2 protein-coding genes are annotated in these 3,931 nt (G+C 72.9%); both read right to left on the reverse strand.

The features are described from left to right. The coding region (locus AC1D01_RS24100; protein WP_477870838.1) for a type I polyketide synthase at window positions 1–2,838 on the reverse strand (2,838 nt) is incomplete at its 3' end. After that, on the reverse strand, window positions 2,839–3,931 hold a 1,093-nt coding region (locus AC1D01_RS24105), incomplete at its 5' end, for a beta-ketoacyl reductase (RefSeq protein WP_477870842.1).

Below are 3,931 nucleotides of genomic sequence, written 5' to 3' on the forward strand. Positions count from 1 at the left end.
CGGGTGCAGCGCGGGGCGCACCGAATCTCGCCAGGCGATCTCGTGCAGCATCTGCTGCACGCGCGGCGCGAGGCCGGTGTCGGCGGCCACGGCCACCGGCGCGGCGGGCGACGGCCGCGCCGCGCTCGCGAACGCGGGCCAGTAGCGCTCGCGCTGGAACGGATAGGTCGGCAAGGGCACGCGGCGGCCGCCGCGGCCGGCACCGAAGCCCTGCCAGTCGATCTCGACGCCCTGCACGTACAGCGCCGCGAGGCTGTCCAGCATCTGCTCGCTGTCGGGCTTGCCGCGTCGCAGCGACGGCAGCCAGTCGCCGCGCTCCGGCAGGCAGGCACGGCCCAGCCCGAGCAGCGTCGGGTGCGGGCCGATCTCCAGGAACAGCTCGCAGCCGGCATCGGCCAGCGACTGCATCGCCGGCGCAAAGCGCACCGCGGCCATCACGTGCTCGCGCCAGTAGGTCGGGTGGGCGATCTCGTCGCCGATCAAGCGCCCGGTGACGTTGGAGACCAGGTCGATGCGCGGCGCGCTGTAGTGGATCGTCTGCAGCACCTGGCCGAAGGCATCGAGCATCGGCGCCATCAGCGGCGAATGGAACGCGTGCGAGACCTTCAGCCGCGTGACGACCAGGCCGGCCGCCTGCAGCTGCGTGGCGATCGCATCGACCGCCATCGCGAGGCCGGAGATCACGATGTTGTCGGGCCCGTTGACCGCGGCCACCGACACCTCGCGGCGCCACGGCGCCAGCAGGTCGGCGATGCGGGATTCGTTCGCCATCACCGCGAGCATCGCGCCGTTGCGCGGCAGCGCGCCCATCAGGCGGCCGCGTTCGGCGATCAGCCGCAGCGCGTCTTCCAGGCTGAACACGCCGGCGATACAGGCCGCGACGACCTCGCCGACGCTGTGCCCCATCACCGCCTGCGGCTGCACGCCCCACGACATCCACAGCGTCGCAAGCGCGTACTCGACGGCGAACAGCGCCGGCTGCGTGTACTCGGTGTCGTCGAGCGGCGCCCCATCGCGGAACAGCACGTCGAGCAAGGGCATCGGCAGCTGCAGCCCCGCGGCGCAGCGCTCCAGCGCCGTGCGGAACACCGGTTCGCTGTCGTACAGCCCGCGCGCCATGCCGATCGATTGAGAGCCCTGGCCGGTGAACAGGAACGCGAGCTTCGGCGGCCGCGCCGGCGCGGTGCCGGCGAACACGCCCGCGACCTCCTCGCCGGACAACCAGGCCGACAGGCGCTGCCGCGCGTCGGCCGGCGTCGCAGCACTCACCGCGAGCCGCTGCGCAAAACGCGCCCGGCCGGTGCTCGCGCTGAAAGCGAGGTCGGCCAACGGCGCGCCATCGGCGAGCAACGGCAGGTGTTGCTGCACCAGTTCGCGCAGCGCCGCCGGTTGCCGCGCCGACAGCGTCAGCAGTTGCAGCGGCCGCGGGTTCACCGCCACCGGCGCCACCTCGGGCGCCTGTGCCATCACCAGGTGCACATTGGTGCCGCTGAAGCCGAACGAGCTGACGCCGCCGATGCGTTGCGCCTGAGTCGGCCACGGCCCGAGCGCCGTCGGCACGCGCACCGGCAGCTCGTCCCACGGAATGAACGGGTTCGGCTGCTGCAGGTGGATCTGCCCCGGCACCTGCGCCTGCTGCAGCGCCATCGCCATCTTGATCACCGCGGCAACGCCGGCCGCGGCCTCCAGGTGGCCGACGTTCGCCTTCACCGAACCGAGCAGCAGCGGCGCACCGGCCGCGCGGCCTTCGCCCATCACCGCGCCCAATGCCTGCACCTCGATCGGGTCGCCGAGCGAGGTGCCGGTGCCGTGCGCCTCGACGACGCCGACCTCGGCCGGCAGCACGCGCGCATCGGCCAGCGCGTCGCGCAGCACCGCCTCCTGCGCCGGGCCGTTCGGCGCGGTCAGCCCGTTGCTGCGGCCGTCCTGGTTGGCGGCCGAGCCGCGGATCAGCGCGATCACCGTGTCGCCATCGGCCTGCGCATCGGCCAGCCGCTTCAGCACCAGCAGCCCGCAGCCCTCGCCACGCACGAAGCCGTCGGCGCGCGCATCGAAGGCCTTGCAGCGGCCGTCCGGCGCCATCATGTGCGAGCGCGACAGCGCGACCGTGATCTCCGGGCTCAGCACCAGGTTGACGCCGCCCGCCAGCGCCTGGTCGCATTCGCCGCGGCGCAGGCTGTGCACCGCCTGGTGGATCGCGACCATCGACGACGAGCAGGCGGTGTCGACCGAGACGCTGGGCCCGCGCGCACCGAGCACGTACGAGAGCCGGCCCGACGCGATGCTGTGCGCGATGCCCGACGCGGTGTAGGCGTCGTAGCTGTCGACGCCGCCCTGGCGCAGCAGCTGCCAGTAGTCGCCGGCCGACATCCCGACGAACACGCCGGTGCGGCTGCCTGCGACGCGTTCGGGATTGATGCCGGCGTGTTCCAGCGCCTGCCAGGCCACCTCGAGCAGCAGGCGCTGCTGCGGGTCCATGCTGAGCGCCTCGCGCGGCGAGACGCCGAAGAAGTGCGCGTCGAAACCGTCGACCGGGCCGACGAAGCCGCCGAAGCGGGTGTTCATCGTGCCGGGGTGGTCGGGATCGGCGTCGTACCAGTCGTCGATGGCCCAGCGTTCGGCGGGCACCTCGGTGATGGCGTCGACGCCGTCGCGCAGCAGCGCCCAGAATTTCTCCGGCGTGTCAGCGCCGCCGGGGAAGCGGCAGCCGATGCCGACGATCGCGATCGGCTGGTGCGCGGCCCCTTCGAGTTCCTGCACGCGCTGCTGGAGCTCGTCGGCCAGCAACGCGAGGCGCTTCGGCGAGAAATGGCTGATGCGTTCCAGGAAGTCGGACATTCAGGGCCTCTTCAATTTCTTGGCGAACATCGCCTCGACTTCTTCGTCGCTCATCTCGTCGAGCGCACCGACCGCGTCGACCGGCTTGGCCACCGCCACGGGCGCAACGGGCACCACCAACTCTTCGAGGTAGGCCGCCAGCGCCTCCAGCGTCGGGTGGTCGAACACCAGCGTGGCCGGCAGGCTGCGCGCCAGTCCGAGCCCGGTGCCGAGCCGGTTGCGCAGCTCCACCGCCATCAGCGAATCGAGCCCCAGTTCGTTGAGCGGCTGGCGCGGGTCGATCGCCTGGGCGCTCGGCGCATCGACGACGCGCGCGACGTGCTCGGCCACGAAGCCCAGCAGCCGCTCGCGGCGGCGCTGCGGCGTGGCCTGCTTCAACTCGTCGATCAGCGCCGCGCCGGCCGCCACCGCGGGCTTCGCGTCGGCGTGCTTCGCGCCGGGCTTCACCGCGCCCTTCGCGTGCTCGGTGAAATGCGCGACGAAGCGGCCATGCGCATCGCCACCCGCGAGGAAGCGCTCCCAGCGCACCGGGAACACGCCCGCATGGGCGGCTTCGGCGCGCATCAGCTTCTCCAGCAGTTCGAGCCCGTGCGTCGGCGTGATCACGTCGATGCCGCGCGCTGCCACACGCTGGTCCACCTGGCGATCGGCCGCGGCGCCGACCTCGCTCCAGGCGCCCCAGCTGATGCTCAGGCCCGGCAGCCCAAGCGCGCGCCGGTGCGCCGCCAGCGCGTCCATGAACGCGTTCGCCGCCGCATGGTTCGCCTGGCCGCGCGAGCCCAGCACCGAGGCCATCGACGAATACAACACGAAGAAATCCAGCGGCTCGCCGCGCGTCAGCACATGCAGCGCCCAGCTGCCGTCGAGCTTGGGCCCGAGCGGGCGCACGAAGCGCGGCCAGTCCTGCTGCAGCAGCGCGCCGTCTTCGAGCACGCCGGCCGAATGGATCACGCCGCGCAACGGCTGCCCGCCCTGCGCGATGCCGCCCAGCACGCGGGCGACCTCGTCGGCGCGCGACATGTCGGCCTGCACCGCCTGCACCTGCGCGCCCTGCGCCCGCATCGCGTCGAGCGTGGCCTGCGCCGCCGGCGAC

It is taken from the genome of Rhizobacter sp. P3_B12, assembly GCF_056402895.1.